The 13,935-nt window shown below is 35.8% G+C and carries 15 protein-coding genes; 4 read left to right on the top strand and 11 right to left on the bottom strand.

Going from position 1 to position 13,935, the window contains the following annotated elements; all coding sequences use genetic code 11:
- Window positions 1–32: 32 nt before the first annotated feature.
- The 4 genes from KYG33_RS12650 to KYG33_RS12635 form a co-directional block, all read right to left on the bottom strand.
- Window positions 33–743 (bottom strand): diphthine--ammonia ligase, encoded by a 711-nt coding sequence (locus KYG33_RS12650; RefSeq protein ID WP_219071852.1) that lies wholly within the window; start codon window positions 741–743, stop codon window positions 33–35.
- Between the two features lie 42 nt (window positions 744–785).
- Window positions 786–1,844 carry a hypothetical protein gene (locus tag KYG33_RS12645; RefSeq protein ID WP_219071851.1) on the bottom strand — a complete coding sequence of 353 codons (1,059 nt, stop codon included), beginning with the start codon at window positions 1,842–1,844 and terminating at the stop codon, window positions 786–788.
- A gap of 75 nt (window positions 1,845–1,919) precedes the next feature.
- Window positions 1,920–2,120: a hypothetical protein gene (locus KYG33_RS12640; RefSeq protein WP_219071850.1), complete on the bottom strand. Its 201-nt coding sequence runs from the start codon at window positions 2,118–2,120 to the stop codon at window positions 1,920–1,922.
- 168 nt (window positions 2,121–2,288) lie between these two features.
- A complete protein-coding gene (locus KYG33_RS12635; RefSeq protein WP_219071849.1) occupies window positions 2,289–5,636 on the bottom strand; it encodes a methylmalonyl-CoA mutase family protein in 3,348 nt (1,115 codons plus the stop codon).
- A 249-nt stretch (window positions 5,637–5,885) separates the two neighbouring features.
- On the opposite strand from KYG33_RS12635, the gene KYG33_RS12630 reads away from it, so the two are divergent.
- Window positions 5,886–6,218 (top strand): hypothetical protein, encoded by a 333-nt coding sequence (locus KYG33_RS12630; RefSeq protein ID WP_077419348.1) that lies wholly within the window; start codon window positions 5,886–5,888, stop codon window positions 6,216–6,218.
- Here KYG33_RS12630 and KYG33_RS12625 read toward each other — a convergent pair.
- Window positions 6,215–7,327, bottom strand: a complete 1,113-nt coding sequence (locus KYG33_RS12625; RefSeq protein ID WP_077418787.1) for a DUF3667 domain-containing protein — start codon at window positions 7,325–7,327, stop codon at window positions 6,215–6,217. The genes KYG33_RS12630 and KYG33_RS12625 overlap by 4 nt on opposite strands.
- Window positions 7,328–7,674: 347 nt before the next feature.
- Here KYG33_RS12625 and rplM point away from each other — a divergent pair, with 347 nt between their 5' ends.
- The 3 genes from rplM to rpsB all read left to right on the top strand — a co-directional run bounded on the left by rplM (window position 7,675) and on the right by rpsB (window position 9,472).
- Window positions 7,675–8,130, top strand: a complete 456-nt coding sequence (rplM, locus tag KYG33_RS12620; RefSeq protein ID WP_047385928.1) for a 50S ribosomal protein L13 — start codon at window positions 7,675–7,677, stop codon at window positions 8,128–8,130.
- Window positions 8,131–8,136: 6 nt separating this feature from the next.
- Window positions 8,137–8,523, top strand: a complete 387-nt coding sequence (gene rpsI / locus KYG33_RS12615) for a 30S ribosomal protein S9 (protein ID WP_047385930.1) — start codon at window positions 8,137–8,139, stop codon at window positions 8,521–8,523.
- A gap of 187 nt (window positions 8,524–8,710) precedes the next feature.
- A complete protein-coding gene (gene rpsB / locus KYG33_RS12610; RefSeq protein ID WP_047373581.1) occupies window positions 8,711–9,472 on the top strand; it encodes a 30S ribosomal protein S2 in 762 nt (253 codons plus the stop codon).
- 66 nt (window positions 9,473–9,538) lie between these two features.
- On the opposite strand, the gene KYG33_RS12605 is transcribed toward rpsB, so the two are convergent.
- The 6 genes from KYG33_RS12605 to KYG33_RS12580 form a co-directional block, all read right to left on the bottom strand.
- Window positions 9,539–9,727, bottom strand: a complete 189-nt coding sequence (locus tag KYG33_RS12605) for a bacteriocin-like protein (RefSeq protein WP_139348586.1) — start codon at window positions 9,725–9,727, stop codon at window positions 9,539–9,541.
- Window positions 9,728–9,991: 264 nt separating this feature from the next.
- Complete coding sequence (locus tag KYG33_RS12600) at window positions 9,992–10,432, bottom strand: DUF6759 domain-containing protein (RefSeq protein WP_077418788.1); 441 nt, start codon at window positions 10,430–10,432, stop codon at window positions 9,992–9,994.
- A gap of 6 nt (window positions 10,433–10,438) precedes the next feature.
- Window positions 10,439–11,140, bottom strand: a complete 702-nt coding sequence (locus tag KYG33_RS12595; protein WP_219071848.1) for a DUF6759 domain-containing protein — start codon at window positions 11,138–11,140, stop codon at window positions 10,439–10,441.
- A 19-nt stretch (window positions 11,141–11,159) separates the two neighbouring features.
- The gene (gene trmB, locus KYG33_RS12590; protein WP_219071847.1) at window positions 11,160–11,837 is read right to left on the bottom strand and encodes a tRNA (guanosine(46)-N7)-methyltransferase TrmB; all 678 of its coding nucleotides are present in this window, start codon (window positions 11,835–11,837) and stop codon (window positions 11,160–11,162) included.
- Window positions 11,838–11,933: 96 nt separating this feature from the next.
- Entirely contained in the window at window positions 11,934–12,698 is a 765-nt protein-coding gene (locus KYG33_RS12585) for a DUF6759 domain-containing protein (RefSeq protein WP_219071846.1), read from the bottom strand.
- Between the two features lie 284 nt (window positions 12,699–12,982).
- A complete protein-coding gene (locus tag KYG33_RS12580) occupies window positions 12,983–13,777 on the bottom strand; it encodes a hypothetical protein (RefSeq protein ID WP_219071845.1) in 795 nt (264 codons plus the stop codon).
- Between the last annotated feature and the right edge of the window lie 158 nt (window positions 13,778–13,935).

Genomic DNA, 13,935 nt, shown 5'->3' with positions numbered 1-13,935 from the left:
ATTGAAAAGCCTGTGAAGATTTATCCACAGGCTTATTTTGACAGCAGATCACAAAACCAGAAAACATATTCGCCGTCTTCTTCTTCAGCAGAGGTTTTAGGTTTAGGATAAGTTTTTTTAACTGTTTCCCCGATTTCAAAGTGTACCGGATTTTTGAAAATAGGTCCATCAAAAGTGAAGGTGTGAAACTCACCGTTTTCTCCGCATGGATCTACATTTTCAGGAAGATCATCTATAAATTTCTGATCAATGATTCGTCCTGCAAAGCTTTTATCCAGATAAGTTCCGTTTACACAGGTTACAATGGTTTTAAAACCAAGCTCTAAAAATTCATGGATGAGGTTGGAGGTATCTTGTTTCCAGAGGGGAAATAGAGCCTTCATACCGATGGCATTTAATTGGTCTTCCCTGTATTTTCGCAGATCTTCCAGGAAAATATCACCAAAAACGGAATGGGTAATCCCCTGAGCCTGAATTCCGGCCATTGTTTTGCTCATGATTTGCTGGTATTCTTCCATTGATGGTTCTTTAGGAAGCTCCATTTTAATTAACGAAATCCCGAGGCTTTCGGTCTGTTTTTCCAACAGAGAAACATGAACACCATGCATGGAAATCCTTTGAAATTCTTCATTAATACTTGTAAGCAAAGTAGAAATTTCATATTGATCTGCCTGTAGTATTTTATAAAGAGCAAGCGCAGAATCTTTTCCGCTGCTCCAGTTGAATAAAGCTTTTGGTTTCATTTTAAAAATAAAAATCTCCCAAAAGTAAGGAGATTTTGTGGGTTAATAATTTTTGTTTTGAATTTCTTTGATCGGAACAAATCCACCATTGAAGTAATCTATCTTCATTTCAAAAGGATAGGCTGGATTGCTCATAATCAGAACACCAATGGCACCAAAGAATGCAGCTCCAGTCAGCATCATACTTCCCGCATTGGGATTCGACCTTATTTTACCAATAAAATAATAATCATTATCTCTTTTTACTGCCTTGGTAAAAAGGTTTTCTATGGAAAGGTAGATGTATGGTTCTCCTTTATACACGATAGCATAGATATTGTCTTTTTTGATTTCTTTTTCTTTGCCGTCTGCCATTTCATAGATTCTTACAATTTTTGGAGCATTACCGTAGAATTTGACATTTGCGATTTCTTGGTCCGGCTGTTGATTCTTTAAAGAGTTATAGTTTTTATATACTCCATCTTTCAGTTGAGGTGAATTGTAAAAACTGATTGACTGCTTGGCGGTATTATCAAAGTTCTTTACTTGTTCAATGGTATAAGAATTGGTTGTTTCTAGCTTTTTAGATGCGTTTTTACTGATGAAATCTACGAGCATTTCGCTTCCTTTTTCAAGTGTTTTTGTGGTAACATCAGTTGCTTTGATATCAATTACTGTATCGGTCTGATCCATCAAAGAGTAAGTTCCATCACTGTTTTTTGAAAACAGAAACCCCTGAAAATAGCAGTAGCCATGCTCGCTGAGTTTGGCAGTAACCTCCGCAAAGTATAATTGTTTCAGGTACAGAACCATCGTTCCATCTTCGGTATCATCTCCATTGATGCTGTTCAGGATACTTTGAAATTGGCTTGATATACTGGAGGTGGGAATCACTTTAGCTTTGGCATTCAGCATTCCCTGCTGTACAATTCCTAAAGAAGTAGTATCTTCTCTTTTATCAATAAGTGTTATCGTTTTATAGTAGCTCTTCTCTACTTTGTGGCTGGGAAGGCTTATAGTAAATGGTTCGGTACGTTTCTGGCTCCATAAAGCAGATGTAAGACAAATGAGGATTAAGAGCAGGGTTTTCTCAAAATTAATGTTCATGGTTATCTTTTTCATTGTTAATTAGTTTTTAAAATTAAAAATACAAAAAAACCTCAAAGAATTTCTTTGAGGTTTGATTTATAAAATTTCCTATTTTGAGGCTGGCTTTCCGTAGTTGTTTTGGGGGCTTGTGATATCAACCTTTTCCTTTTCCGTCTGATCTCTTTTTTGTAATTCTTCAACATTTCTAGTCATGTCGCTTTTGTAAGATGTATCTGTAGGATTCGTTTTACAGGAACTTAATCCAGCCAAAAGACCAAACACCGAAATAATTTTAATAAATGTTCTCATTCAAATTTTTTGATGGCAAATATATATCATTGGGTTAGCTTATTTTTGGTTTTTAACAAACATTATAATGATACCGCTAAAATTTAGATTTTTTCACACTAAAAATAAAAAAACCTCAAAGAATTTCTTTGAGGTTTAATTTATAAAAAATGTATGCCCAATTACGGTTTACATATTTCTTCTGTATTTACCACCCACTTCAAATAAAGCGTTGGTAATTTGTCCTAGAGAGCAGTATTTTACAGCATCCATCATTACTTCAAATAAATTTTGCTGGTTGATGGCTGCATGCTGAAGTTGTTTCAGAGCTTCTTCAGATCTGTCGTCATTCGCTTGCTGGAAGTTGTGTAGAGATTCAATCTGTGATTGTTTTTCTTCTTCAGTAGAACGGATAACTTCTCCTGGTAAAACAGTTGGTGAGCCATCTTTCCCTAAGAAAGTATTTACCCCGATAATCGGATATTCACCGGTGTGCTTCAGCCATTCGTAATGCATAGATTCTTCCTGGATTTTTGAACGCTGATACATTGTTTCCATAGCTCCAAGAACACCACCTCTTTCAGTAATTCTGTCAAATTCTGTATATACAGCTTCTTCCACAAGATCCGTTAATTCTTCAATGATAAATGATCCCTGAAGCGGATTTTCGTTTTTAGCCAGTCCTAATTCCTTGTTGATGATCAACTGAATTGCCATCGCTCTTCTTACAGATTGCTCAGTAGGAGTCGTGATCGCCTCATCATAAGCATTGGTGTGAAGTGAATTACAGTTATCATAGATCGCATAAAGCGCCTGAAGAGTTGTTCTGATGTCATTGAAATCAATTTCCTGAGCGTGAAGAGAACGTCCTGAAGTTTGAATGTGATATTTCAGCATCTGGCTTCTTTCGTCAGCTCCGTATTTTAATTTCATAGCTTTTGCCCAGATTCTTCTTGCTACACGTCCGATTACCGAATACTCAGGGTCGATACCATTGGAGAAGAAGAAAGATAAGTTCGGTGCAAAATCATTGATGTCCATTCCACGGCTTAAGTAATATTCCACATAAGTGAAACCGTTGGCCAGGGTGAATGCCAATTGAGAAACTGGGTTTGCTCCTGCTTCAGCAATATGATATCCTGAAATGGAAACAGAGTAGAAGTTTCTTACTTTCTCTCGGATGAAATATTCCTGAACGTCACCCATGAGTCTAAGGGCAAATTCAGTAGAGAAGATACACGTATTCTGAGCCTGGTCTTCTTTTAAGATATCAGCCTGAACGGTACCACGAACGGTAGCAATCGTTTTAGCTTTAATTTCTGCGTATACATTTGCAGGAATTACTTCATCACCCGTTAATCCTAAAAGCTGTAATCCTAAACCATTATTGGATGGAGGAAGTTCGCCTTTATATTTTGGTCTTTCTAAACCTTTATCGTCAAATTTCTCCTTAAGTTTAGCCTCTACTTTAGCTTCTAAACCGTTTTCTTTGATATATTTTTCAACATTCTGATCAATGGCAGCATTCATAAAGAAAGCCAATAGCATCGGTGCAGGACCGTTGATCGTCATGGAAACCGAAGTCAGTGCATTAACCAGATCAAATCCGGAATACAGTTTTTTAGCATCATCCAATGTTGCAATAGAAACTCCTGCATTTCCGATTTTACCATAAATATCCGGTGGTAAAGCAGGATCCTGACCATATAAAGTTACCGAGTCAAATGCTGTGGATAAACGTTTTGCAGGCATTTCTGCAGAAACATAATGGAATCTTCTGTTGGTTCTTTCGGGACCTCCTTCTCCAGCAAACATTCTTGTCGGATCCTCACCGGTTCTCTTGAACGGATAAATTCCTGCTGTATAAGGGAAACTTCCCGGAAGGTTTTCCTGTCCTTTCCATTGGATCAGATCACCCCAGTCATTGTATTTTGGTAATGCAATTTTTGGAATTCTCAAATGAGATAAGGATTCTGTAGAAGTTTCCACCTTAATCTCTTTTCCTCTTACAAAATAAGAGTAGAATTCTTCCTGGAAAGCTTTTTTAGTATCATCCCATGTCTTCAGGAAGTCGATATTATCCTGTTGAAGATGTTTTTCTGCCTTTTGATATTCAGCCTCTAACACCTCATTGGAAATTATTTTTTTTACGCCTTCAATATGATACATTGTTCTGGCCAGCTCAGCCTGTTTTTCGATATTGATGTCGTATTGCTTGTTGTTTTCAACAATTTCAGAAAGGTAACGAACTCTTTTTGGAGGAATAATTGTTACTTCGTCTGTGATTTCCTGTTCTACGAATGTATTTAGTTTTAAATCAGCAAACTTTTCGTTTACTTTAGAAACCAATCTGTTGTAGAGTTCCGTTGTTCCGTGGTCATTAAACTGAGATGCTTTTGTAGCATATACAGGCATATCTTCTAATGGACTTTCCCATAAAAGGTGGTTTCTCTGGAACTGTTTTCTTACCGCCTGAAGAGCATCAAGAGCCCCTCTTTTGTCAGATTTATTTAATGCGACAAGATCCGCATAGTCCAACATGTCGATTTTTTCCAGCTGTGTAGACGCTCCATATTCAGGAGTCATTACATACATAGAAACATCGGCAAAATCTGATACTTCTGAACCAGACTGCCCGATCCCTGAAGTTTCAAGGATGATAACATCAGGATGAGCCAGTTTCAGTACATTCAAAGCAGAATGAATGAATGGAGAAACGGAAACGTTATTTTCTCTCGTTGCCATAGAACGCATATACACTCTAGGATCATTGATCGCGTTCATACGGATTCTGTCTCCTAATAAAGCCCCTCCGGTTTTCTTTTTTGAAGGGTCAATAGAGATAATGGCAATTTTCTTATTAGTATTTGAACGTAAGAAACGTCTTACCAATTCATCTGTTAAAGAAGACTTACCAGCTCCTCCAGTACCTGTAATACCAATAATTGGAATGGTTAAATCTTTAGACTTTTCGTCAATTGCTTTTACAAGCTCAGGTTTTTCTTCTGAGAAGTTTTCAACAGCAGAGATAATACTGGCGATGCTTGTTGAGTTTTCAAAACTGATGGCATCCAGGTCTTCTGCAGTTACATCTTTTCCTGTCGCAAAATCTGATCTGTGCACAAGATCATCAATCATTCCCTGAAGACCAAGTTCACGACCGTCATCCGGAGAATAAATTCTGTCTATTCCATAAGACATCAGATCTTTGATCTCTTCCGGAAGGATTACACCGCCACCACCGCCAAAAATTTTGATCTGTGGTGAATTTTTTTCTCTCAACAGGTCGTAGATATATTTGAAATATTCTGTGTGACCTCCCTGATATGAAGTTAATGCAATAGCATTGGCATCTTCCTGGATTGCTGTATTTACAACTTCCTCTGCTGATTTATCGTGTCCTAAATGGATCACTTCGCATCCTGTTCCCTGAATAACACGACGCATAATATTGATCGCAGCATCATGCCCATCAAATAATGAGGCAGCAGTTACGATTCTTACCTTGTTGGTTGGAGTATATTTTTGGGTTTCCATAAAAATTCTAGAAAGTTTCTAAGTTTTCAAATATAACAATAAAAAAAGAACCATGTGTTTGATTTTATTCTTTTGATTATCAATTGATTGTTTGTGTTTATTTAATTATATATCCCCTTTTTGAGCAGGATACTTTGAAAGTTGGGAAACGACAGAGTTAAAACAAGTTGCAGTGACTTCGCTTTCAAAGCTCCTCATCTTTACATTCTCAAATTAAATTCTCTACTTTTGCAGAATATTTTTACAGACATGCAAAAAGCTTTGATGTACTTTGGATTAGGAACCGTAATTAGCTTCCTGATCAACTATTTCTTTTTAAGTTCAGAGAATATCGGACTGGATATTTATTATGCTGTTGCCTTTGGTTCTGCCTGGGGACTTGCTTATTATTTGGATACACCCAATTTTTCACTACCTAAGAAATTAGGACTGTCTTTTATAGGAATGGGAATTCTTGTTCTTGTAGGAGCTTTAATTTTTAATCTTGAATTGGCAATTCCATCTATCCTGAAATTTTCTACCGTTTTCGTTGCGTATTATTTATTTGCGAGTTTCAGAGGGAATAAATCCCTTAGAAATTAATGAAGCATAATAAAGCTTAAGTACATCAGTATCATAAACATCAGAAGTAATCCGATATAGTTAATAATAAATAATAAGGAACCTTTGAGTATACTTATTCTTTTTTTTGTTTCATATACCCTGTGATGTGCTACAAAGAAATAGATCGTCATATAGACTGCCAGTGCTATACAGGCTAAAACATATAACAGGGTAAGTATATTATTGTCCGGAAGAAAGCTTACTATCTTTTCTCCTACTATAAATACTAATATTCCTAATAAAAGGAAAGAGAAATAGTGAAGGGTAAATATACCGTGGTCAAAGTACCACCATTTTTTCTTGTTATGGAATAGCCATAAAAAGAATGCAAATATAGGAAGGTATACAAAGAGCGCTTTAGGAATCGTATGAATGAAATTGTCTTTATATTTTTCCCAGATCTGATGTTTGCTGTATCCTTCTTCCTTTAAAGAAAAAGCTTTTTCTGCCAGGGGTCTCGCTAATGAATATATCCCTGTTTTATCCTTTGCAAGTATAGAATCATACTGTTTTATTGTATAGGCATTCATAATAGACTCTTCTTTCGTATCGAACGTACGGTCAAAAAGTTCAGTCTTTTCTCGGGTGTCTTTAATTTTTAGGGTATCCAAAGTTTTTAAAGTATCCAACACCTTTTGAGTATTTGTTGCTACTTCATGGGACAGAACGCCTTCTTTTTGTAAATCTTTTACAATGTCTTGTGAAATTTCTTTTGGCTTTTTTGCCTTTGTTTCTTTTTTTATCTGGCTTGGTCTTTCTGTTTCTTCTTTGGCGTGAGGTAAGATGTTGGGTAGAAAAAATGTAATGAAGCTTATGAATATGTACAGCTTTACAGGAGCAACATACAATTGTCTTTTACCAGCCAGATATTCTTTGGTAAGTGTCCCCGGACGGGTAAACAGATACTGCATAGTTTTCCAGAACTGCCCGTCATAATGGGTGAAATCCTCAATGAAATGAGTAAAGAGAAAATGAAAGGGCTGTCTGCTTTCAATATTTTCCTGTCCGCAGTGTGGGCAAAATCTTTCATCAACCTGATGTCCGCAGTTCAGGCAGGTTTTATCATCTCTTAGTTTTCCGTGGCTCATGGATTATGAAATATGATTGACACAAATATAATTATTTCAGCGAAACTGTAATTATATTAATGTCTTTTACGGAAATCTTTAAAGTAAATTTAATAAAAGAAAGAGTTGAGGGAATGAACTCTTTGCTGTATCACTTGTGTTTTTAGAATCTTCTGAGCGTTTTTTTCATCGCCACAACATTTTACAAGATGCATGCCAAATTATAATAGTGTTAAAATCTATTGATATAGGGGTGTGTAACCATGATTATATAGATAAAATAAAATATGTTTTTGGGTTACAAAAATAATGTGTACCTTTGCACACCCTTTTAGGGGTAAATTATGTTTAATCTTTAACTAAAACGTGTGAATACATTAAGTTACAAAACTGTTTCAGCGAACAAAGCTACTGCGAATAAAGAATGGGTTGTGGTAGACGCTGAAGGACAGCCGTTAGGTAGACTAGCTTCTACGGTTGCAAAGATTTTGAGAGGTAAGCACAAAACGAACTTTACACCTCACGTAGATTGTGGTGATAACGTTATCGTTTTGAATGCTGGGAAAATTACACTTTCCGGAAACAAGTGGGCTGATAAGACTTATATCTGGCATACAGGATACCCTGGTGGACAGAAGTCTATGACTGCGGCTGAACTTCAAAAGAAAGATTCTTTAAAGGTATTAGAGAAGTCTGTAAAAGGTATGTTGCCTAAAAACAGATTAGGATCTGCTATCCTTAAGAACCTTTATTTATATGAAGGAACTGAGCACAAACATGAAGCTCAACAGCCTAAAACAATTAATGTTAACGAATTTAAATAATTAATTATGTCTATAGTTCACAAAATCGGAAGAAGAAAAACTTCTGTAGCAAGAGTTTATGTAAGACCAGGTTCTGGTGTTATTACAGTAAACGGTAAAGATGCTAAAGAATATTTCTCTACAGACGTGATGGTTTATAAATTGAACCAACCGTTTATCCTTTCTGAGACTGTTGGCCAGTATGACGTTACCGTAAACGTATTCGGTGGTGGTAATACAGGTCAGGCAGAGGCTATCAGATTGGGTATTTCAAGAGCTTTATGCGAAATCAACGCTGAATTCAGATTAGCATTGAAACCAGCTGGTTTACTTACAAGAGACGCAAGAATGGTGGAAAGAAAGAAGCCAGGTCAGAAAAAAGCAAGAAAGAGATTCCAATTCTCAAAACGTTAATTTCGGGATTCAGGATATCATACACAAGATTCAAGACTTTGCTCTCAGATCTTGGCTCATGGTTCTTGGTTCTATTTTATCTAAACAAAAAAATTGCCCGTTACGTTTAGCATCCAAACGCTTCTCCCATCTAAAGAAGTTGTTGATTGTTTAAAAGACGGAAAGTAAACTAACAAAAACAGAAAACATGGCAAAAGCAAATGTAAAAGACCTTTTAGAGGCTGGCGTACACTTCGGTCACATGACTAGAAAGTGGAACCCAAATATGGCTCCATACATTTTTATGGAGAAAAACGGTATTCACATTGTAGACTTACATAAAACAGCAGTTAAATTAGATGAAGCTTGCAGCGCTTTAGAAAAATTAACTTCTGCAGGTAAAAAAGTTCTTTTCGTAGCTACTAAGAAGCAAGCGAAAGAAGTTGTTGCAAAACACGCTTCTGAACTTAATATGCCTTATATTACAGAAAGATGGCCAGGAGGTATGTTAACGAATTTCGTTACTATCAGAAAGGCTGTAAAGAAGATGAATGCTATCGACAAAATGAAAAAAGACGGTACGTTCGAAACTTTATCTAAAAAAGAAAGATTACAAGTTGACAGACAAAGAGCTAACTTAGAAAAGAACTTAGGTTCTATCTCTGACATGGTTCGTCTTCCTTCTGCAATCTTCGTTGTAGATATCTTGAGAGAACACATCGCTGTAACTGAAGCTAAGAAATTAGGTATTCCAGTTTTCGGTATTGTTGATACAAACTCTGACCCTAGAAAAGTTGATTTCGTTATCCCAGGAAACGATGATGCTTCTAAATCTATCGATATGATCTTGAGCATTGTTTCAGAATCTATCAAAGAAGGTCAGTCTCAAAGAAAAGCTGATAAAGAAAAATCTAAAGAAGAAGGAGAAGTAGTATCTGCTGATAAAGATGCTGACTTCGATGCAGAATAATTAAAGATTTTCTTTACTATAGGAAAAACGCTGGATTTCGATCCAGCGTTTTTTTGTTGTTTATAACTAAGGTTTTTTAGGGCATACCGTTAATTCAGGGAAATCAGGATCTGTTGTTGGTACAACGACTCCAATTCTGCATACGCCGCTGCAGCACATTTCTCCCATTTCTATATTACAGCCGTCTATACAACTTCTGTATCCTCCTTTGATGGTTCTTAGCTCACTTCTTGAGACTTTTTTTAAATTTTTCATGGTTTTAGTTTTAGCTTTTTTCCTACTCTATATGCTTTTCGGATACCGCAATTATATTTCTAAATATATGGAAATATTTTTATGTGTATGATTTACAATGAGATATTTTTTATTTTACTTCGTTTAAACTTTTAATAATGGGATTTTGTGATCGCTTTTAAAGCGATGAAATGAGTCTGTTCAGACGACTTTAACGTTTTTAGTTGGTTTAGAATAAGAAAGAACATTAAAAATAAAAACCCACAGAAATCTGTGGGTCATATTTTAGTTTGAAAGCTTTATAGAATATGAGGTTGTGACAAACTTTGTAGACTGATAGGTCGAGTTACAAATAAGTCCGGATAATCTGTAGTTTTGATTTTTAGGAACCATTGTATATCCTACTTTTCCAGAGCCGATAGGGATTTTCTTGAAGAAATTATTTCCGCTTACCGTAAGTACCATGTTGCATGGAGATTTGTTTTCTACTGAAATGGAGGTTCTGGGATTTTTCGGATCATCATTGTTAAGAAGATCATTAAGAACGTCTGCTGTTTCCGGTTTATAGGTCTTTATAAGTTCGTTATATTCTCTTTCCGTATTGGCTCCGTTACCTGAATTACTGGTAGAGGAAGGGTAGGAGGTTCTTACCGGATAACTGCCATAATTTACATTACAGCTGGCAAGGATCATTGAAATCCCGGCAAAAACTAATAGTCTTTTCATACTAGTTTACTTTTTGGTTTTTCTTTTTTTCGAAGACTTCTTTACTTTGGCAGGTTCCTTTTTGGAGGGTTTTGCTTCTGTGTCAAGGAGTCTTGGATTATCAATCGTTACAAATATACTTTTTTTAATGTCTTTCTGGGAGATGTATTTCATATCGCAGATATTGCTGTTGAGCATATATGAACCCTTATTGATCACAATGAAATTTTCTCCGTGAGCGGGAACGGCAAGATTGTAATAATCTTTTCCTTCAATCCTCAGTACAATATTGCAGTCTGAATTATTTTTGAATAAGAGTATTGCTTCCTTGCGGGTAATATCTTCATTGAACATTGCATTCAGAAGTTTCACCGTTTTTTCTTTGTGCTCAGCAGAGGTTTCAGCGATGAGCTTTTTAAACTCCTCAGCATCATCTGAATGAGGGTTTCTCATGATACTTTTAGGAATATCGGAGATAATAGGCCTTGCTTCCATCGGCTTGGCTGTACGGACTCCTTTTGTCCATTCTGCGTTTTTTAAAGCGATAAGCTTAGGTTTTAGCACGCTTTTCTTTGGATCATCAGGATGGGTGTTCTTAATATACTCTTCAATTTCTTTAATATCAATGCTTTTCAGGATGTCATTACCTCCTTTTTTCTGAGCAGATATTGAGTTGGGGAACAAAAATGTGAAGAATAAAAAGAAAACAGGGAAAAGTTTTTTTTTCATCAATTGTTATTTTACTTCATCAGCTTATCCGGAATTTAATGTAAGTAATTGTTTTTCCTTTCGCTGAGAAAAGTTCTTCATAATAGGTTTTAATGTCTCTAAGGTGCTCCGTATCAGGGTCATATTCTGGTGCTCCGTAGATATCATGATGGGCACTAATGATTTCATAGCCAGCCCCCTGCAGATATCCCAGTGTATATCCATGTAAAAATTCTGAATCAGTTTTTAAATGAATAATACCGCCAGGCTTCAGAAACTTTTTGTATCGGTTTAAGAAATCAGGGTGAGTCAATCTGTGCTTTGTTCTTCTGTATTTGATCTGTGGATCCGGGAAAGTAATCCATATTTCATCTACCTCATTTTCAGCAAAGAAATAATCTACAAGTTCAATTTGTGTTCTCAGAAAAGCCACATTAGTCATATTACTATCTACAGCTTCTTTAGCACCAAACCAAAATCTTGCGCCTTTAATATCAACTCCGATAAAGTTTTTTTCAGGAAATGTTTTGGCAAGCCCTACAGAATATTCTCCTTTTCCACAACCTAATTCCAATACAATTGGATTGTTATTTTTAAAGAAGTTTTCTCTCCATTTTCCCTTAAGTTCGAAACCGTTTAAAGCATCTTCTCTTGTTGGTTGGATTACATTTGGTAATGTTTTGTTTTCTGCGAATCTTGCTAATTTATTCTTGCCCATTGAGTTATAAAATGAGTGCAAAAATAGTGAAAATTTATGGAGTATCTTTGTCTTTTTGGGGTAAAAGACATAGAGATAATTCGTTTTTGATCGAAATTATTGGCCTCCTAAAGCGACCATAATTGCCCTTTCAATTGTTTTTTGTGAAGCATATTGAGCTCCGCAAACAAGGCTGGTGAAAAGATACTGTCCTTTTTCTATAACAATTGAACCTTCACCATGAGCAGGAACAGCCAGTCTGTATTTCGTAGTGCCTACGCCTTCCATTCTTACAATGATATTACAGTCTGACTTATTTTGAATCAATATTATAGCTTCTTTAGCATTTGGGTCATTATCAAATAAAGAGTTAAGGATTTTTACAGTTTTGTTTTTATGCTCTACAGGGGAGACAGCCATAAGCATGTTGAATTCCTCAGCTTCAGCATTAGGAATTGCCGTATTAGCAGCAGTATTTACAACATAAGTATTCTGGGCGGTACTTGGTGTATAAACATCGGTAGGTTGTTTGGCGGCCAATTCGGCCTTGTATTTTGCAATTTGTTTCTGTTTGATGATCGCATTCATTTCATCAAAGGTAATCTTCGTGGAAGGCCTTCTCCTCAGCATGGCAAGCATTTCCTGCATATCTTTTACTTTCTGATCGGCCGGATGGGCATCTTTGATGTATTCTTTCATCATATCCATTACCCTTGGTTTCAGAACGGATCTCCGCGGATCATCAGGATGGGCATCTCTTAAGAAGGCATTGATTTCATAGATATTCTTACTTTTCAGAATATTACTATAGTCTTTCCCTTTTTTTTGAGCAGACATAGTAAAGAAAAACATACAGCAAAGAAGTAAAAGTACTTGTTTCATTAATTAATATTAAGTTAAAAAATAGGTGCTTCTCTCTTAATTTGCGTTTTGGGTTGGTTAGTTTTTATTTGAATAACGAAATACAAGTGTTTTTATTTTTAAACACCTGTTTGTGAGATAAAATTAAACATATTTTTGAATATTGAAGAATGATATGTAATAAAAGTTGAATAATCTGTATTGGACGTAGTGTGGAAGGGGTATACCACGGAATTTCTGTTTATTTCAAAAAAAATAATCCATGTGAAAGACATGGATTATTTATATATATTGGAATTATTTCTTTAATTACTGCTTACAACTTCCTGAAGATGTGAACTTCTAAGTCTCTTCTGATAGATTGGCAGATATTTTTCAATAGGAATCTTTACGGCTTCAAAATTTCCGGCCAATACATAAGCCTGAATATTTTCAGAAGTATAGACGAATTGAAGGAAATTATCAATTAAATTCTCAGGAATTTTAAACCTTGTGAAATAATCTTTCCCCAGATAGTTTTTGATCTGTGTAACGGAACTGTTCATTCTTTCGTATTCCTGATAACGCTGTTTTTTCTTTCTCTCACCGGAAAGAATATCATAGATACTTTCAAGACTGAAGGTAAGCCCGCCATCTCGCAATCCGGCAACAGGAAGTTCAGGAGGAGTTCCGTCACCTTTTGGTTCCGGAAGCCCGATTACTTTCTTAAGAGCATGTGCTTTGTCTTCTTTTCTTAAAGAATTGACATCATACCGAAGGTTTCCGGTAGGTTTGAACCTACTGAGTACAATTTCCTGAATTTCATAGTACGCAATTTTTAGCTCAACCAGATTTTTTTGTGTCATAGATTGAGGCGTGAGCTTAATATCTTTTCTTTCCGTAACAATAGAAGTAAACCGGATCACATCTCCGGTATTGGCAGGGATATTAAAATTACCATTAAAGTCCGTAAGAACGGTTTTCTGGGTATTTAGGTTAGTGACATATACCTGATTGAGATATAAAATAGAGTTGTCTCTCAGAAATACCTCTCCGGAATATATTTGAGCATTAATTTTTGCCAGAAAAACCAATAGCAGTAGAGTAAACAGTTTCTTCATATAATGCGCAAAATTACATAGAAATATAGCAATTTTGTGTAGTTAGATGAAGAATAGTGGTTAAAGTTATATTAAACTTTAACATTAAACTGTTAAGGACTGTTAGAAATTTACAGTTGCCTTAAAAAAGTGTGTATATAAGTAAAGAAGCCGGAAGA

The sequence above is a fragment of the Chryseobacterium sp. D764 genome (assembly GCF_019317325.1).
Taxonomy (GTDB): domain Bacteria; phylum Bacteroidota; class Bacteroidia; order Flavobacteriales; family Weeksellaceae; genus Chryseobacterium.
Note: the sequence above shows the minus strand (reverse complement) of the source record. Positions and strands in the feature narration are given on the sequence as shown.